13 protein-coding genes and 1 pseudogene are annotated in these 16,243 nt (G+C 69.7%); 5 read left to right on the forward strand and 9 right to left on the reverse strand.

Annotated features, from left to right (window positions below):
• Positions 1–9 precede the first annotated feature (9 nt).
• A complete protein-coding gene (locus G3I71_RS38020) occupies positions 10–1,290 on the forward strand; it encodes an MFS transporter (RefSeq protein ID WP_164322250.1) in 1,281 nt (426 codons plus the stop codon).
• 125 nt (positions 1,291–1,415) lie between these two features.
• A complete protein-coding gene (locus G3I71_RS38025) occupies positions 1,416–2,456 on the forward strand; it encodes a sigma-70 family RNA polymerase sigma factor (RefSeq protein WP_164322252.1) in 1,041 nt (346 codons plus the stop codon).
• A 30-nt stretch (positions 2,457–2,486) separates the two neighbouring features.
• On the opposite strand, the pseudogene G3I71_RS51655 reads toward G3I71_RS38025, so the two are convergent.
• Positions 2,487–2,741: pseudogene (locus G3I71_RS51655) on the reverse strand (hypothetical protein); the annotation flags it as partial.
• 157 nt (positions 2,742–2,898) lie between these two features.
• Here G3I71_RS51655 and G3I71_RS38035 point away from each other — a divergent pair.
• Positions 2,899–3,819, forward strand: a complete 921-nt coding sequence (locus G3I71_RS38035; RefSeq protein WP_164322255.1) for an AEC family transporter — start codon at positions 2,899–2,901, stop codon at positions 3,817–3,819.
• Positions 3,820–3,897: 78 nt separating this feature from the next.
• Here G3I71_RS38035 and G3I71_RS38040 read toward each other — a convergent pair whose 3' ends face one another.
• From G3I71_RS38040 to G3I71_RS38065, 6 genes are all read right to left on the reverse strand, one after another.
• Positions 3,898–5,181 carry a thymidine phosphorylase gene (locus tag G3I71_RS38040; protein WP_164322322.1) on the reverse strand — a complete coding sequence of 428 codons (1,284 nt, stop codon included), beginning with the start codon at positions 5,179–5,181 and terminating at the stop codon, positions 3,898–3,900.
• A 121-nt stretch (positions 5,182–5,302) separates the two neighbouring features.
• Positions 5,303–5,719, reverse strand: coding sequence for a cytidine deaminase (locus G3I71_RS38045; RefSeq protein ID WP_164322257.1), 417 nt, complete (start codon positions 5,717–5,719; stop codon positions 5,303–5,305).
• Positions 5,716–6,978 (reverse strand): ABC transporter permease, encoded by a 1,263-nt coding sequence (locus G3I71_RS38050; protein WP_164322259.1) that lies wholly within the window; start codon positions 6,976–6,978, stop codon positions 5,716–5,718. The genes G3I71_RS38045 and G3I71_RS38050 overlap by 4 nt, the downstream gene beginning before the upstream one ends.
• Positions 6,975–8,105 (reverse strand): ABC transporter permease, encoded by a 1,131-nt coding sequence (locus tag G3I71_RS38055; protein WP_164322261.1) that lies wholly within the window; start codon positions 8,103–8,105, stop codon positions 6,975–6,977. The genes G3I71_RS38050 and G3I71_RS38055 overlap by 4 nt, the downstream gene beginning before the upstream one ends.
• The gene (locus tag G3I71_RS38060; protein WP_164322324.1) at positions 8,102–9,739 is read right to left on the reverse strand and encodes an ABC transporter ATP-binding protein; all 1,638 of its coding nucleotides are present in this window, start codon (positions 9,737–9,739) and stop codon (positions 8,102–8,104) included. The genes G3I71_RS38055 and G3I71_RS38060 overlap by 4 nt, the downstream gene beginning before the upstream one ends.
• Before the next feature lie 246 nt (positions 9,740–9,985).
• On the reverse strand, positions 9,986–11,041 hold the full coding sequence (locus G3I71_RS38065) for a BMP family protein (RefSeq protein WP_164322263.1): 1,056 nt from the start codon (positions 11,039–11,041) through the stop codon (positions 9,986–9,988).
• A 399-nt stretch (positions 11,042–11,440) separates the two neighbouring features.
• Between G3I71_RS38065 and G3I71_RS38070 the strand changes: the two genes are divergently transcribed.
• Both G3I71_RS38070 and G3I71_RS38075 read left to right on the forward strand, forming a co-directional pair.
• Positions 11,441–12,085, forward strand: coding sequence for a DUF6445 family protein (locus tag G3I71_RS38070; RefSeq protein ID WP_164322327.1), 645 nt, complete (start codon positions 11,441–11,443; stop codon positions 12,083–12,085).
• 228 nt (positions 12,086–12,313) lie between these two features.
• A complete protein-coding gene (locus G3I71_RS38075) occupies positions 12,314–13,543 on the forward strand; it encodes an RNA-guided endonuclease TnpB family protein (protein ID WP_164322328.1) in 1,230 nt (409 codons plus the stop codon).
• Positions 13,544–13,606: 63 nt separating this feature from the next.
• Here G3I71_RS38075 and G3I71_RS38080 read toward each other — a convergent pair whose 3' ends face one another.
• Together G3I71_RS38080 and G3I71_RS38085 are read right to left on the reverse strand one after the other, a co-directional pair.
• The gene (locus G3I71_RS38080; protein ID WP_343243189.1) at positions 13,607–14,638 is read right to left on the reverse strand and encodes a BMP family ABC transporter substrate-binding protein; all 1,032 of its coding nucleotides are present in this window, start codon (positions 14,636–14,638) and stop codon (positions 13,607–13,609) included.
• Between the two features lie 308 nt (positions 14,639–14,946).
• Complete coding sequence (locus tag G3I71_RS38085) at positions 14,947–16,203, reverse strand: amidohydrolase (RefSeq protein WP_164322332.1); 1,257 nt, start codon at positions 16,201–16,203, stop codon at positions 14,947–14,949.
• Positions 16,204–16,243 lie beyond the last annotated feature (40 nt).

Here is a 16,243-nt window from a genome sequence, read left to right on the forward strand (position 1 = left end):
CTTCGAGGCATGCCTGCTGCCAGTACCGGGGCGTCCACGATCGTGGCCGCCGCCCCTCCGTCGCTCCCCTCGCCCCCCGTCGTCGACTCCCGTATGGCCCCGGGTGGGCCCGGCTACCGGCGGATGAGTTTCGCGCTCTTCCTCGCGGGCGTGGCGACCTTCGCCCTTCTCTACTCCACGCAGGCGCTGCTGCCGTTGATCTCCGGCGAGTTCGGGGTGCCGGCGAGCGACGCGAGCTGGACGGTGTCGGCGGCGACCGGTGCGCTGGCCCTGTTCGTCCTCCCGATGAGCGCGCTGTCGGAACGGTTCGGGCGGCGTGCGGTGATGACGGCGTCGCTGGCCGTGGCGGCCACGGTCGGGATGCTGGTGCCCTTCGCCCCGTCGCTGGGCGCCCTCGTCGCGCTGCGGGCGGTGCAGGGCGCCGCGCTGGCGGGGCTGCCGGCGTCGGCGACCGCGTATCTGGCCGAGGAGGTCCGCCCCAAGGCGCTGATCACGGCGATCGGCCTGTTCGTGGCCGGCAACAGCGTGGGCGGGATGAGCGGCCGGGTCATCACGGGCTGGGTCGCGCAGGAGTGGGGCTGGCGGGTCGCGGTCGCCGTGATCGGCGTCGTGGCTGTGGGCTGCGCGGTGGCCTTCCGGCTGCTGCTCCCCGCTCCGCGTCACTTCCGGACGGGCTCGCTGCGTCCGCGGGTGCTGGCGCGCACGGTCCGTACGCATCTGGCGAACCCGTTGCTGCGGCGGCTGTACGCGATCGGCGCGCTGTTCATGACGGTGTTCGGCGGGGTCTACACGGTGATCGGCTACCGCCTGACGGAGGCCCCCTTCGGCCTGCCCCAGGGCATCGTCGGCTCGGTCTTCCTGGTGTACCTGGTGGGTACGGTGTCGGCGTCGACGGCGGGGAAGCTGGTGGCCCGCCTGGGGCGCCGGGGTGCGCTGTACCTGGCCGGCGGTACGACGACGGCAGGCCTGCTGCTGTCCCTGTCGGACACCCTGGCGCTGGTTCTGCTGGGCCTGGTCCTGATCACGGCGGGCTTCTTCGCGGGGCACGCGGTGGCGTCGTCGGCGGTGAGCCACACGGCGAAGGAGGGGCGGGCGCAGGCCTCGGCGCTGTACCAGTCGGCGTACTACATCGGCTCCAGCGCCGGCAGTACGTTGGGCGCGGTGGCGTTCCACGCGAGTGGCTGGTCGGGGACGGTGGCGATGGGGTTGCTGGCGGTGCTCGGCGTGGTGACGGTCACGGTGATGGGGTCCCGGGCGGCTCGGAGCGTGCGGGTGCCGGCGGCAGCGTGACCGAAGCTTCTTCCTCGCCCGAGGGCGAAAAACCTTCTCCCCGGGCCGTTGTCAGTCCCCTGCGCTAGCTTTCTTCGTGTTCGGTCGCGATGAGGCGACGAAGGCAGCCATGGGGTGGGTTGGCGATGGGTGACAGTACGGCTACTGCGACAGACCTCGACGTACAACTGGAACGGCACCGCGTCGAACTGACCGGGTACTGCTACCGCATGCTCGGCTCCTCCTTCGAGGCCGAGGACGCCGTACAGGACACCATGGTCCGCGCCTGGCGGAACCACGAGAAGTTCGAGGGGCGCTCCAGCCTCCGTTCCTGGCTGTACCGCATCGCCACCAACGTCTGCCTGGACATGCTGACCGCCGGCAACAAGCGCGCCCGCCCCATGGACCTCACCGACTCCACGCCCCTCGCCAGGGCCGCCCTCTTCCCGCGCCCCGACAACACCTGGCTGGAACCGATGCCGGACGCCCGCGTGCTGCCGACCGTCGAGGACCCGGCGGAGGCCGCCGTGGCCAAGGAGTCCGTGCGGCTCGCCTTCATGGCCGCCCTGCAGCAACTCCCCGCGAAACAAAGGGCCGTGCTGATCCTCCGTGAGGTGCTGGCCTGGAAGGCGAGCGAGGTCGCCGAACTCCTCGACACCTCGGTCGCGTCGGTCAACAGCGCTCTCCAACGGGCCCGGGCGACCCTCGCCGAGCGGGACAGTGCCACCGCCGAGGCCGGTGCCGGTGCCGCCGTCTCCGACCCGCTCAGCGAAGAGCAGCAGAAACTGCTCGAGCGCTATGTCGCCGCGTTCGAGGGATACGACATGACGGCGCTCACGGCGCTGCTGCACGAGGACGCCATCATGACGATGCCGCCGTTCGACCTGTGGCTGACCGGGCCGGAGGACATCACCGGCTTCATGACGACGCTCGGCGCCGCCTGCGCGGGCTCGCACCTCGTGCCGGTCGCCGTCAACGGGCTGCCGGGCTTCGCCCAGTACAAGCCGGACGAGGAGACGGGCGGCTACTCCCCCTGGGCGGTCCAGGTGCTGGAGATCTCAGACGGCCGGATCACCGGGTTCCACTGCTTCCTCGACACCAAGCGCTGGTTCCCGCTGTTCGGCCTCCCTCTCTCGCTCCCCCTCGACGTCGAAGCCGAGACCGACCAGGTCCAGGAAGGCGAGTAGGGCGGGCGCCGGTTCCCGGAGGCGTATCCGGCCTCCGGCCCGGCGGGCGGCCAGCTGGAGCCGGGCCAGCAGTTCCACCGTGTCCAGCCCCGGCGGCCCCAGCCCCGCCACATCGCACACCACGACCGGGTCACGACCACCACCGCCGCCGCGAGTCGCCAACAGCGCACGCACGTCCTGGCACAGCCCCGGCACACCTTCGCGGGTGACGGGGCCGGCCAGCACGAGTACAGCGGGTGTCAGGGCGTCCACGAACGGTAGACCGGACGGCCGCCCGTAACTCATCGCTCGCGCGTTGGAGCCCACCCGCTGAAGCCCACCCGTTGAGATCGCTTTGACGCGCGCCCCTCCTCCCCCGGAGGGTTGCGTGTATGCCCCACGAACCGTCCCCGCCCGTGATGTCGCACGGCCGCCTCCCTTCCGCCTCCGTGAAGGAGGCTCCGTGCAAGGCGTGCTGACCGGGTTCGCGGTGATCGCCGTGGTGATCGGCGTCGGTTATGTGATCGGGCTGCGCGGCTACCTCGGGGACAACGGACGCGAGGTCCTGACCAAGCTCGCCTTCCATGTGGCCACCCCGGCCCTGCTGTTCACCATGCTCGCCCGGGCCGACCTGTCGGTGGTCTTCTCCAGCCGGCTCCTGATCACCGCGCTGAGCACGATCGCGGCGGCGAGCGTCTTCGTCGCGGTGGGCGTCGTACGCCGCTGGGGCGCCGGACGTACGACGATCGGCGCGCTCTGCTCCAGTTACGTCAACTCGGGCAACCTCGGTATCCCGATCGCCGTGTATGTGCTGGGCGATGCCTCGCTCGTCGCGCCGGTGCTGCTGTTCCAGCTGATCGTGGTCACACCGGTCGCGCTGACCGTCCTCGATCTGACGAGCACCGGTGAGAAGGGCCCGCTGTGGCGGCAGTTGATCACACCGATACGCAACCCCATCGCCGTCGCCACACTCTCCGGGGTGCTGGTGGCGGCGACGGGCCTCACCGTCCCCGCGCCGGTGATGGACCCGCTGACCCTGATCGGCAACATGTCCGTCCCGGCGGTGCTGATGGCGTTCGGTATCTCACTGTCCGGCAGTACCTGGCCGTTGCGGGGCCCCGAGCGGACTCCCGTACTGCTGTCGGTCGCCCTGAAGTCGGTGGGTCAGCCGGTGGCCGCCTGGGCGCTGGCCGCGGGTGTCTTCGGCCTGCACGGCGCGCCCCTGCTCGACGTGGTGGTCACCTCGGCCCTGCCCGCCGCCCAGAACCTCTTCACGTACGCGAGCCGCTACCGCGTGGGGGAGACCCTGGCCCGCGAGTCGATTCTGCTGTCGACCGTCCTGGCCGTACCTGTGCTGGTGGTCGTCGCGGCCCTGCTGGGCTGAGCGAACGCGGTGCGCCCGGGCAGGGATCACTCCCCACCCGGGCGCCCGCACGCTCGCTCGCTCCGTCCCGCTACCGGCTCAGGCGATCCGCTCCAGCACCACCGGCGCCGCCGTGAAGTCCGTGCCGGCCGCGCCGATGTCGTACGACCCCTCGACCGCCTGGAGCGCGTACTCGAAGCGCTCCGGGGTGTCCGTGTGGAGGGTCAGCAAGGGCTGGCCGGCCGTGACCGTGTCGCCCGGCTTGGCGTGGAGCTCGACGCCCGCGCCCGCCTGCACCGGGTCCTCCTTGCGCGCACGCCCCGCGCCGAGCCGCCAGGCGGCGACGCCGACGCCGTACGCGTCCAGGCGGGTCAGGACGCCCGAGGACGGCGCCTTGATGACGTGCTGTTCCTTCGACGTCGGCAGGGTGGCGTCCGGGTCGCCGCCCTGGGCCGCGATCATCCGGCGCCACACGTCCATCGCCGAGCCGTCGGCCAGCGCCTTCGCCGGGTCGGCGTCGCGAACGCCGGCCGCGTCCAGCATCTCGCGGGCCAGGGCGAGCGTCAGTTCGACCACGTCGGCCGGGCCGCCGCCCGCCAGGACCTCGACCGACTCCCGTACCTCCAGGGCGTTGCCGGCCGTCAGGCCGAGCGGGGTCGACATGTCGGTCAGCAGCGCCACCGTCCTCACCCCGTGGTCGGTGCCCAGGCCCACCATCGTGGACGCCAGCTCCCGCGCGTCCTCGATCGTCTTCATGAAGGCGCCCGTGCCGACCTTCACGTCCAGGACCAGGGAGCCGGTGCCCTCCGCGATCTTCTTCGACATGATCGACGAGGCGATCAGCGGGATCGCCTCGACCGTGCCGGTCACGTCCCGCAGCGCGTACAGCTTCTTGTCGGCGGGGGCGAGGCCGTCGCCCGCCGCGCAGATCACCGCGCCCGTGGTGTCCAGGACGTGCAGCATCTCCTCGTTGGAGAGCAGCGCGCGCCAGCCGGGGATCGACTCCAGCTTGTCCAGCGTGCCGCCCGTGTGGCCGAGGCCGCGGCCCGAGAGCTGCGGTACGGCGGCCCCGCAGGCGGCGACCAGGGGGGCGAGCGGGAGGGTGATCTTGTCGCCGACGCCACCCGTGGAGTGCTTGTCGGCCGTCGGGCGGGACAGGGCGTCGAAGTTCATGCGCTCGCCGGACGCGATCATCGCCGCCGTCCAGCGGGCGATCTCGCGGCGGTTCATGCCGTTCAGCAGGATCGCCATGGCGAGCGCGGACATCTGCTCGTCGGCGACCACGCCGTGCGTGTACGCGTCGATGACCCAGTCGATCTGCTCGTCGCTGAGTTCGCCGCGGTCCCGCTTGGTGCGGATGACGGAGATGACGTCCATCGACAGCATCGTCATGGCTTTGGCTTCCTTCCGGTGGTTCCGATGGTTCTGAGAACCGGTGGTTCTGCGAAACTGTGCGGCCCCCCTGAGACCGAGCGATCGTCGACTCAGGGGGGCCGTACGGGAGTTACTTGGTGAGGTGGTCCGGGCCGAAGGCCTGGGGGAGCATCTCCGAGAGGGGCAGGATGCCCGCCGGGGTCTCCAGCAGCAGGCCCGCGCCGCCGAACTCGTACAGCAGCTGCCGGCAGCGACCGCACGGGACGAGGACGTCACCCTTGCCGTCCACGCACGTGAAGTGCGTCAGCCGGCCGCCGCCGGTCAGCTGGAGCTCGGAGACCAGGCCGCACTCGGCGCACAGCCCGATCCCGTACGAGGCGTTCTCGACGTTGCAGCCCGAGACCGTGCGGCCGTCGTTGACCAGGGCCGCGACACCGACCGGGTAACCCGAGTAGGGGGCGTACGCCCGGGACATCGCGTCCCGGGCCACCGCCCGCAGCTTCTCCCAGTCCACCTGTTCGGCGTTCGTGTGCTCGGTCGCCGTCACTTGCCCTGCCCCCTTCGGTAGGGCATGCCGTCCGCCTTCGGCATCCGCAGGCGTTGCGCGGAGAAGGAGAGGACCAGCAGGGTCACGATGTAGGGCGCCGCCGTCACGAGCTGGCGGGGGACCTCGTTCGTGTCGGCGTACCAGAAGAACATCACGGCCGAGATGACCGCGGTGATGACGGCGGGCACGTACCGCTTCTTCCACACCAGGTAGGCCGCGCCGACCACCAGCAGGATCGCCAGCAGCAGGATCAGCGCGTGCACGTTGGTCGTGCCGCCGCGCAGGTTGAGGCTGTCGGTGTAGCCGAACAGGCCCGCGCCGAGGGCGAGTCCGCCCGGCATCCAGTTGCCGAAGATCATCGCGGCGAGGCCGATGTAGCCGCGCCCCGCCGTCTGGCCGTCCAGGTACACGTTCGAGGCGACGATCGACAGGAACGCGCCGCCGAGGCCCGCGAACCCGCCCGAGATGATCACGGCCAGGTACTTGTACTTGTAGACGTTGACGCCGAGCGACTCGGCGGCGATCGGGTTCTCACCGCAGGAGCGGAGGCGGAGGCCGAAGGCGGTGCGCCACAGAATCCACCAGCTGGCGGGTACGAGGGCCACCGCGATGACCGTCAGCGGGGAGAGGTCGGTGACCAGACCGCCGACGAGGCCCGCGATGTCCGAGACCAGGAACCAGTGCTTCTGGTTGAGCGTGTCCAGCCAGCTCGACAGCCCTGGGATGTCGAAGGTGCCGAGCGAGTCGATCGGCGGGGACTGCTTGGAGGAGCCCCCCTCGGCGTCCTCGAAGGTGAACTTCGAGAGGTAGCGGGCGGTGCCGAGGGCAAGGATGTTGATGGCCACACCGGAGACGATGTGGTTGACGTTGAAGGTCACCGTCGCGACGGCGTGCAGGACGGCGCCGAGGCAACCGCCGAGGATGCCGAAGATGATGCCGACCCACGGGCCCCACTGGTAGCCGGCCCAGGCGCCGAACCAGGTGCCGAGGATCATCATGCCTTCGAGGCCGATGTTGACGACGCCCGCGCGCTCGGCCCACAGACCGCCGAGGCCGGCCAACCCGATCGGGACGGCGAGCCGCAGGGCAGTGGACATCTGGCCGGTGGAGGTGATGCCGTCGGCGCCCGTGATCAGGCGCACGACCGACGTCAGGATCAGCACACCCGCGATGATCAGCAGGAGTACCGGGAGCGAGATCCGGCGCTTGCCCTTGCCGGGCTGCTGCGCCTGCGGCTTGGCGATGGTCCGGGTGCTCATCGGGCCGCCACCTCCTTCTGGGTGGTGTGGTTGTCGGCGGCGGCTGCGGCCAGTTCGGCGCCCACCTGATGCTGCTGGCGGCGCAGGCCCCACTGACGTACGGCCTCGTACGAGATGACGACCGCGAAGACGATCAGGCCCTGCATGATGGTGGCGATCTCCTTCTCGTACGGCACCGGGGTGGCGTAGTCGAGGGCGGGAGACGCCTTGTCGAGGAAGGCCCACAGCAGGGCGGCGAACGCGATGCCGCCGGGGTTGTTGCGGCCGAGGAGGGCGATGCCGATGGCGGTGAAGCCGAGGCCCGCGGGGAAGCTCAGGCTGTAGGTGTGGACCTCGCCGAGCAGCAGCGGCAGGCCGGACATGCCCGCCACACCGCCGGAGATCAGCATCGAGACGAGGACCATGCGCTTGGCGTCGACGCCGGAGGCCGCGGCGGCGGACTCGGACTCGCCGGTGGCGCGCAGGTCGAAGCCGAAGCGGGTGCGGTTGAGGACGGCCCAGTACAGGACGCCCATGAGGACGGCGAGGAAGACCAGTCCGTAGATCTCGCCGACGTCCGCGCCGAGGTCGATGCCCGGGAACCAGCCGGACTCCTTCATCACACCGGTCGTGTTGTTGTTGCCGACCTGTACGCCCAGGTTGTCGGAGAGCATCAGCCAGCCGATGAGGCTGGTGGCGATCGCGTTGAGCATGATCGTCGCGACGACCTCGCTGACGCCCCGGGTGATCTTCAGGACGCCCGCGATACCGGCCCAGAAGGCGCCGGTGAGCATGGCGACCAGGAGGAGCAGGGGGATCTGGAGGAAGGACGGCAGCGACACGTTGGCGCCGACCGCGGCGGCCATCATCGCGCCAAGGCGGTACTGGCCGTCGACGCCGATGTTGAAGAGGTTCATACGGAAGCCGAGGGCGACCGCGAGTGCGGCGATGTAGTACATCGACGCCTGGTTGACGATCAGGACCTGGACGTCGGAGAACGACGCCTGTTCCAGCATCAGGGAGTACGGCTCGAACGGGTTGCGGCCCGAGGCGAGCAGTACCACCGAGGTCAGGGCGATCGCCGCGACGAGCGCGATGACCGGTCCGGCCAGCGCGAGGAGCAGCCGCTCCTTGTCGAACTTCTTCATCGGGCCTCGTCCTCCGGGGCGGTGTCCGCGCTTGCTTCCGGGCTTGCTTCCACGCCGGCTTCGGCGCTCTCTTCGACGTGCTCCAGGTGGCCGGTCGCGGCACCCGTCATGGCCGAGCCGAGTTCTTCCGGCGTGATGGTGGCCGGGTCGGCGTCGGCGACCAGCCTGCCGTTGTAGATGACGCGCAGGGTGTCCGACAGGCCGATCAGCTCGTCCAGGTCGGCGGAGATCAGCAGCACGGCCAGGCCTTCGCGGCGGGCCTCGCGGATCTGGTCCCAGATCTGCGCCTGGGCGCCGACGTCCACACCCCGGGTGGGGTGGGCGGCGATCAGGAAGCGCGGCTTGTGGGTCATCTCGCGGCCGACGATCAGCTTCTGCTGGTTGCCGCCGGAGAGGGAGGCTGCGGTGACGTCGATACCGGGGGTGCGGACGTCGTACGCCTCCACGATCCGGCGGGTGTCCTCCTGGGCGCCCTTCGGGTCGAGCCAGAAGCCGCGCTTGCCCTTGCTGTTGGGCTTCTCGGTGACATGGCCGAGGATGCGGTTCTCCCAGAGCGGGGCTTCGAGGAGCAGGCCGTGGCGGTGGCGGTCCTCGGGGATGTAGCCGACGCCGTGCTCGCGGCGCTTGCGGGTGGGCCAGGCGGTGATCTCGTCGCCTTCGAGGGCGATGGTGCCGGAGTCGGCGCTCTGGAGGCCGATGAGGGCTTCGATCAGCTCGGTCTGGCCGTTGCCCTCGACACCGGCGAGGCCGAGGACCTCGCCCGCGTGGATGGTGAAGGTGATGTCGTCGAGGACGGCCCGGCCGCCCTCCGCCTCCAGGCGCAGCTTCTCCACCTGTAGTACGGGGCGGTCGGTGACCGTGGACTCGCTGGTCTCCGGCGTCGGCAGTTCGCTGCCCACCATCAGCTCGGCGAGCTGACGCGGGGTCGTCTCGGCGGGGACGGCCGTGCCGACCGTCGTACCGCGCCGGATGACGGTGATCTCGTCGGCGACCGACAGGACCTCGCCCAGCTTGTGGGAGATGAAGATGACGGCAAGGCCCTCGGACTTGAGTTCCCGCAGGTTCTCGAAGAGGGCGTCGACCTCCTGCGGGACGAGGACCGCGGTGGGCTCGTCGAGGATGAGGGTCCTGGCGCCCCGGTAGAGGACCTTGAGGATCTCGACGCGCTGACGGTCGGCGACGCCGAGGTCCTCGACGAGGGCGTCCGGGCGGACGCTCAGACCGTAGCGGTCGGAGATCTCCTTGATCTTCCTGCGGGCGCCGCCGCCGATACCGTGGAGCTTCTCGCTGCCCAGGACGACGTTCTCCAGGACGGTGAGGTTGTCGGCGAGCATGAAGTGCTGGTGGACCATGCCGATGCCGCGCGCGATAGCGTCGGCGGGCGACGAGAAGGCCACCTGGTCACCGTCGACCGCGATGGTGCCCTCGTCCGGCTTCTGCATACCGTAGAGGATCTTCATCAGGGTGGACTTGCCGGCCCCGTTCTCGCCGACGAGGGCGTGCACGGTGCCCTTTTTGACCGTGAGGTGGATGTCGTGGTTGGCGACGACACCGGGGAACCGCTTGGTGATGCCCGTCAGCTCGACCGCGGTCGTCGACTGAGCGGTGAGCGGAGGGCTGCTGGACGCGTCGATGGCGCACTCTCCTTGAGAAGGGGGCCTCTCTACGCGCGTAGCGCCCCTGCTTTAAATAGTGCCCGGGTCTGATCGGACTTGATCATTTGGTGATTGATCCGTACCGATCCGTTCCGAGCATTCTGCCGCGCGAACGGGGTGCGGATTGACCATCCTCTCCGCACCCCGTTCCGTGGCCGTAACGCCGTTATTACAGCGCCTGATAGGTCACGCTCAAGCCCTCTGACATCAGCGGGTTCTGCTGCGTCAGGAGGTCTTGACCTTGATCGAACCGTCCTTGATGCCGGCCTCGGCCTTCGCCAGCGCGGCCTGCAGGGTGGCGTTGTCCTTGAAGACCGGGTTGGAGTCGGCCAGGCCGACACCGCCCGAGGCGAGGTCGGCGCGGACCACACCGGTCTCGGGCTTGCCGTCCTTGACCGACTTGGCCAGGTTGTAGACCGCCCCGGCGACGTCCTTCAGGGCCGACGTCAGGATGGAGTCCTTGTACTTGGCCAGCGCGTCCTGCTTGTACTGGTCCGAGTCGACGCCGATCGCCCAGATCTTGTGGGCCGCGGCGGCCTTGATCACGCCCTGGCCGGAGAGACCGGCGGCGGCGTAGACGACGTCCGCCTTGGCGTCGATCTGGCCCTCGGCAGCGCTCTCGCCCTTGTCGGGGCTGGAGAAGCCGCCCTCCTGCGCGGTCTCGGTCAGGTACTGCGACTTGACCGTGACACCCTTCTTGGTGTCCTCGACGCCCTGCTTGAAGCCCGCCTCGAACTTGTGGATGAGCGGGACGTCCACGCCACCGATGAAGCCGACGACGTTCGTCTTCGTGGTGAGGGCGGCCGTGACACCGGCGAGGTAGGAGCCCTGCTCCTCGGTGAAGACGAGGTCCGCGACGTTGTCGGCCTGGACCTGCTCGTCGTCGATGACACCGAAGGTCACCTTCGGGAACTTGGCGGAGACCTCCTTGACGGCGGGCGCGTAGGCGTAACCGACGCCGATCACCGGGTTGTAGCCCTGCTTGGCGAGCTGCTCCAGGCGCTGGGCCTTGTCCGCGTCGGACTCGCCGTCCTGCGGCTCGACGGCGGTGCTCTTGTAGCCGAACTCCGTGTCGGCCTTGTCCATGCCGGCGGTCGCGGCGTCGTTGAAGGACTGGTCGCCCTTGCCACCGACGTCGTAGGCGAGGGCGAGACCCTTGCCCGCGCTGTCGCTGCTGCTGGAGGAGGACGAGGAGGTGGACGAGCTGCCGCAGGCAGAGGCAGTTACGGCGAGGGTGGCGGACGCGAGACCCGCAACCGCGATTCGGGACAGCCGGCGCATGGGAAGGTACTCCTTTGTGCAAGCGCCTACCAGGCGCAGGTTCCGCCGCAGCGTAACGCGCGTAGACCGGACGGAAAACCCCAACTGTCCGGTCCGTTATCGAGCTGTGGCCGCAGTCGCGGCCCACATTACGGACAGGAGGGCGCCCTTCGCGGGAAGCAAGCGGCGTATGTGCAGGAACGATGCCCGGCCGGGCGTATGAAGGGCCACCGGGACGACGCGATCCGCTGACTGTCCGCTTACCGAAGGTTGACCAAAGCCGGGACAAGGTTGACCGGGTACAGACACAGGCAAAACCAAGCCCGACCTACGTTCTGGCCCATGCCCCCACAGCCACCACCCCTTTCTCCCAGGGCGCCCCTCGCCCGCACGGCCCAGGCCTCCCGCGCCCCACTGCCCGTGCTGCCCTACCGCAAGCCCACCAAGGGCCGCGACTACTGGGTCCTCGACGACGTCCTGCCCGGCGTGGACGCCGTACGCGAGCGGTGTCTCGCCAAGGACGACTGGACCGAGGGCCACCCGTACACCTCGGAGAGCTGGCCCGGGCTGCGGGCCATGCCGGGCCTCGAACCCGCCGAGCTGGGGCGGATCGAGCGGCTGGTGAAGCAGGCGACCGGCGCGAAGGAACTCTGGGTGCAGAAGGCCCCCGGCGGCGGCACCCTCAACCACAACTGCGTCCAGGTGGTCGGCGAGGGCGAGAGCACGCCCCGCCCGCACACGGACTCACGGGCGCTGTGCCGGTACGCGGCCGTGCTCTACCTCAACCCGGGTGTCCCCAAGGACTGCGGCACCAGCTTCTTCCGCCAGTCCCTGCCCGGCGGCCGGCTCGGCGGCAACACGGTCCAGGCCCCGCACAACAACCTGGTGGAGGCGCTGGGCACCCGGTTCGTGGCACCGGACGCCTTCGAGGAGGACGTACGCGTCCCGCACAGGTACAACCGCCTGCTCCTCTACAACGCCAACCTCGTGCACAGCGCGACCGGTTACTGCGGGACGACGCTGGAGGAGAAGCGGATGACGGCCGTCTTCTTCTGGATGGCGTGAGCGGCTTCCCCTCTTCCCTTGCCCCCTGTAGGCCCAGCGGCGCCCCGGTCCCCTGGAACCGGGGCGCCGCTGCCGCTTGCCCGGCGGAGCTGGGTGTATGTGAACACGCGTGCCCGTGTTCGCTGATGAGGGTGATCGGGGCGGAAGAGGGGCGCGGATGTGCTGATCTCGTACGTATGGTCGTCCGGCAGGGCTCGGGGGAGCCCGAACGTGGACGGGGGCAAGGGCGTGGCGGAAGCAGCGGGGGCCGGCGGAGCGGGGCATGCCCGGTACACGTTCCGGCTTCGTGTGTCGTCCACCGCTCACACGCTGCTGATGGCGGAGTGGGACCGGTGCCGGTGGGTGTGGAACGAGTGCGTGGACAAGTCGAAGCAGGTCCATGCCTGGAACAGACACCGTCCCGAGGGCGCCGACAAGCAAACGTGCGGCCCGGCGCAGCTCGACAAGATGCTGACCGAGGCTCGTACCGCGAATGCGTGGCTGCGGGAAGGTTCCAGTGTTCCGCAGCAGCAGTTGATCCGGGACTTCGGGAAGTCCCGCGCCAAGGCCCAAAAAGACATCAAGGAACGTCTGCCGATGCGGCAGCGGGCCGGGATGCCGAAGTGGAAGAAGAAGCGCGAGGCGCTGCCGACGCTGAACTACACCCGGCGCGGCTTCCGGTTGAAGGACAACCGACTGCACCTGGCGGGCGGGGTCGTCCTGAGCGTGGTGTGGTCGCGTGCCCTGCCTGCCGCCCCGTCCTCCGTGCGTGTCCATCAGGATGCTCTAGGCCACTGGTACGCCAGCTTCGTCGCGCCTGCCGAGGCGGAGCCGCTGCCCGCCACCGGCCGCGTGATCGGTGTCGACTGGGGTGTGAAGGAGACCGCGACCACCACGTCCGACGCCCATGACCTTCCTCATGCCGCTCACGGCAAGAAAGCCCAGAAGCAACTGACCCGGTACGACCGGATGATGGCCCGCCGCAAGCCCAGGAAGGGGCAGGCCGCCTCGAAGGGCTACCGCGAGGCCAAGCACCTGCGCGCCAAGGCGTACAAGAAGGCGGCCCGGCAACGCCAGGACACCGGCCGCAAGTGGGCCAAGAAGGTTGTGCGCGACCACGACGCGTTGGCTGTCGAGGACTTCAAGCCGAAGTTCCTGGCCAAGTCCACCATGGCCAGGAAGGCCGCCGACGCCGCGATCGGCGCCACCAAGGCGGCCCTGACCGAGATGGGCCGCAAGCACGGCCGGGATGTACGGCTCGTGCATCCTGCGTACACCACTATGGACTGTCGACACTGCCATGCGAGAGCCAAGCACGCACTGCCGCTGTCCGAACGAACGTATACCTGCACCGTGTGCGGAGCCGTATCCCCCAGGGATAAGAACTCCGCACACGTGATGCTGGTCCGGGCTGGTCTCAACCCGGCTGGTGCCGAGGGCGTAAGACCACCAGGGGCGCGGCCCCCGGTGGCAGCCTGAGCCAGAAATCCCTGATCAACCCTGGAGGGCGAGGAATCCCCTTCCCTTCAGGGCGGGGAGGACTCAATTGGTGTTGACGGTGACCTTGCCGTCGATGATGTCCTGCTTGGCCTTGTCGACAGCGGCAACGACGTCCGTCATCGCCTTGTACTTCGGGTTGGTGTCGGCGAAACCGACGCCGCCCGACTTGAGGTCGGCGCGCACGACGCCGGTCAGCGGCTTGCCCTCGTACACGGACTTGGACAGGTCGTAGACCGCGCCGCCGACGTTCTTCAGGGCCGAGCCGAGGATGTAGTCCTTGTACGCGGCGAGCGCCTGCTGGCTGTACTGGTCGGAGTCGACACCGATCGCCCAGATCTTCTTGGCGGCGGCCTCGGAGATCACGCCCTGACCGGACAGACCGGCCGCGGCGTAGATCACGTCGGCGCCGGCCTCGATCTGGCCGCTCGCCGCGTCCTTGCCCTTGTCGGGGCTGGAGAAGCCGCCCTCCTGGGGCGTCTCCGTCAGATACTGCGACTCGATCTTGATGCTGGGGTTGACGGACTTGGCGCCCTGGACGAAGCCCGCCTCGAACTTGTGGATGAGCGGGATGTCCACGCCACCGATGAAGCCGATGTGGTTCACCTTCGTCACCTTGGCGGCGGCGACGCCGGCCAGGTAGGAGGCCTGCTCCTCGTGGAAGACGAGGTCGGCGACGTTGTTCGCGGTGACCGACTCGTCGTCGATGATGCCGAAGGAGGTCTTCGGGAACTTGGCGGCGACCTCCTTGACGGCGGGCCCGTAGACGAAGCCGACGCCTATGACCGGGTTGTAGCCGGCCTGGGCGAGCTGGGTGAGGCGCTGGACCTTGTCCGCGTCGGACTCGCCGTCCTGCGGCTCGATGTCCCGGCCGCCCATCTTGAACTCGGTGCTGGCCTTCTCGAAGCCGGCGTAGGCGGCGTCGTTGAAGGACTGGTCGCCCTTGCCACCGATGTCGTAGGCGAGGCCGATGCCCTTGCCCGAGTACGTGCCGGACGACGACGCGTCGGCGCTGTCGGCCTTCTTGCTGGACTCACCGCAACCGGCAGCCGTGAGAGCGACGACCGCGACGGCCACCGCAGCTTGAGAGAACCGAGTCCTCCGAGAAATAAGACGCACAGCAGGCACCCCTTCATCCCCACGGCACCGTCCCCGGCCCGCTTTCCCAATGCGCCACCTGCGGCAGCGATTGCGGCGCACAGTAACGCGCGTAGACAGGGAGGGGAACGGGGTTTCGAGAGGCCGTTATCGATTCGTGCCGAGCGGGGTTACGTTTGCCCACGCGCGGTTACGGCCGGGTGAAACAAAGGGACGAAGGTACATGGAAGGGGCACGGAAGGGGGCGGCACGCCGCGTGCCTGCGAGGACCCCCTCCCCAGCCACTACTAGGCCTGCCGCTGCCGGCCGTCGATCAGCGCGGCGGCGGTGAAAAGTTCCACACCGACCGTGATCGCGTACTCGTCGGCGTCGAAGTCGCCCTGGTGCAGATCGCGCGATCCCCGCTCCCCCGGCCTGCGCACGCCGAGCCGGGCCATCGCGCCGGGCACGTGCTCCAGATACCAGGAGAAGTCCTCGCCGCCGAGGCTCTGCGCGGTGTCCTCGACGGAGTGGGTGCCGCGCCGGGCGGTCATCGCGTCGCGCAACAGCTCCGTGACCTCCGCGTCGTTGACGACGGGCGGCACCCCTCGCACATAGGTGATCTCGGACTTGGCCCGGTACAGGCCGGCGATCTCGTCGATGGCCGCGTGGACGAGGTCGGGGGCCTGGTGCCAGGTGTCGAGGTCGAGGCAGCGGACGGTCCCGGAGAGCTCGGCGTGCTGGGGGATCACGTTGCAGGCGTGGCCCGACTCGATCCGTCCCCAGGTCAACGAGAGCCCGCTGCGGGCGTCGACGCGCCGGGCGACGAGCGCGGGCACCTCGGTGGCGACGCGGGCGGCGGCGATGACGAGGTCGGTGGTGAGGTGGGGGCGCGCGGTGTGGCCGCCGGGGCCGTCGAGCGAGATCTCCAGGCGGTCGCAGGCTGAGGTGATGGGACCGTGGCGCAGTCCGATCCGCCCGGCGTCGACCTTCGGGTCGCAGTGCACGGCGATGATCCGGCCGACCCCGTCGAGCGCGCCGCACTCGATCGCGTCGGCGGCGCCGCCGGGCAGGATCTCCTCGGCGGGCTGGAAGAGCAGCCGCACCGGCCGTGGCAGAGCGCCCTGCCGGTGCAGTTCGGCGAGGACGAGCCCGGCGCCGAGGACGACGGTGGTGTGCACGTCGTGACCGCAGGCGTGGGCGCGGTCGGGCACGGTGGAGCGATACGCGCAGTCACTCTTCGTGTCCGGGATGGGGAGCGCGTCGATGTCGGCGCGCAAGGCGAGCGCGGGCACGGCGGTGCCGCCGTCCTGGCCATCGGGATCGGTGCCGATGTCGCCGATGTCACAGATGAGCCCGGTTCCGGTGGCGAGCACGCGCGGCTCGAGGCCGGCCTTCTCGAGCCGTGCCTTGATGGCGGCGGTGGTGCGGAACTCCTGGTTGCCGAGCTCCGGGTGCATGTGCAGGTCGCGTCGGAACGCGACGAGTTCGGCGCGCAACGCCTCCGGCAGCGTGCCGGGAAGCGCGGCTTCCCCGGGGAGATCGGCCTCGGACTCTCGGGACATCATGTGGTTCACCCTCTGAAGGGTAGGACGCCCGGGCGGT

Source organism: Streptomyces sp. SID12501, assembly GCF_010550245.1.
Classification (GTDB): domain Bacteria; phylum Actinomycetota; class Actinomycetes; order Streptomycetales; family Streptomycetaceae; genus Streptomyces.